The sequence below is a fragment of the Microcoleus sp. C2D2 genome (assembly GCF_036702495.1).
Lineage (GTDB): Bacteria > Cyanobacteriota > Cyanobacteriia > Cyanobacteriales > Microcoleaceae > Microcoleus.
The window spans coordinates 1-1,354 of record NZ_JAUBTO010000398.1 but is presented as its reverse complement, the minus strand read 5'-3'; the positions used below and the strand labels follow the sequence as shown (position 1 = coordinate 1,354).

At 43.8% G+C, this 1,354-nt stretch carries 1 protein-coding gene; it reads right to left on the bottom strand.

All coding sequences use genetic code 11. The features are described 5' to 3' along the window. Positions 1-286: 286 nt before the first annotated feature. Entirely contained in the window at positions 287-1,213 is a 927-nt protein-coding gene (locus QUB61_RS39490; protein ID WP_333136937.1) for a group II intron maturase-specific domain-containing protein, read from the bottom strand. Between the last annotated feature and the right edge of the window lie 141 nt (positions 1,214-1,354).

The window sequence follows — 1,354 nt, the reverse complement described above, 5'->3', positions numbered from 1 at the left end:
GTTTGAAACCCCGTCCTTTTAGGACGGCTTTACATTGAATTGAATCCCCTCGCGGGGTGGAGGGGTATGGTTGCCCCAAGGCGTGAGGTATGGTTGCCTCAATCTCTTTTCGGAGTAAAGTTAGCTTCGCCAAAGTTTAGTGAGCTTGTTAGGTTGAAAGCACTGTTCCAGTGACCTTAGAACTGTTTAACTCTCAACGACAGAGCAAGGGACTAGCTACGCATCCCAGGGTGTCGTGACTCAAAAAACGTAGTCAGTTAAGACTGAGGCCCGTCAGAACGGCTTGTTAGATTCCTCCTTCAAGCCTCATGCCTTTAGGCTGAGGTTCCTGACCGTGGTTTTTGTACCTTTCAATCCTACCTACATGGTCTTTATCAGTAGAGCCGTTAGTCCGGTTCTGATAGGTGTCGATGTTAGGGCTGATTTTTGGGTAGTTTGACCCGTCTTTAGCCGTTTTTGAATCGTGGCAGTGTCTATGCAGAAGTTGTAGATTGTCGTAGGCATCTTTACCGCCTAACGATGTTGGTTTAATATGGTCAACTTCTACAATGTCTGAACTCGTAAAGTACAAACCACAGTGAGAGCAAATACCCTTTTGTTTCTTGATTAATTTGGATACTCGGTTAGGAGTATCTGGGTACTCTCCCCTTCGCTCACTCCAATAAGACCAGTTACCGTTGTAAGGACTAACTTCACCTTTCACTTTTATGTGTCTTACGATTTCCGTATCAGAGTGTAAGGTTAATGCCATCCCTTCTTCGGTACTGAAACACCAATGTCTAGTGCCTACTGTTCGCCAGTATTTACTAACATTAATGTCCCCTTTTCCCCTAGGTTTTGCCCAAGCTCTTAACTTTTGATAAGTTAAGTTATAGACTTGAGAGTAAGTTTCCTTACTACAGACTTTGGAGTAATAGTTTGACCATCCCTTAATGATGGGATTTAGCTTGCTAATTAAGGCAGCTTGTGGGGCGGTTTTATGGGTGTCTATTACCTCAGCAATCTTGGTTAGATGCGTTTTGATTTTGGCTTTTGAGGGGGTAATTAGTGTTTTAAAGCCGAGCGGTGTTCCTTTTGTATTACTGGCACATCTGTAGTTACCTACTCTGTGCTGTTGTACATGGAATCCTAGAAACTCAAACCCGACATTACCATCAATCTCAATGAGGGAGTGGGTTAATTTTGTCTTACTTGGCTTTAACTCCAGTCCCATGTCACTTAACCATTCAGCGATTATCTCCTGACATTTCTTGACTACGCTTAAATCCTCATGGATAAGTCGGGTAAAGGGATTACATCGCTGTAACCCCCTCCCCTCAAAACCGGACTTGTACCTTTCAGCACATCCGGCTTA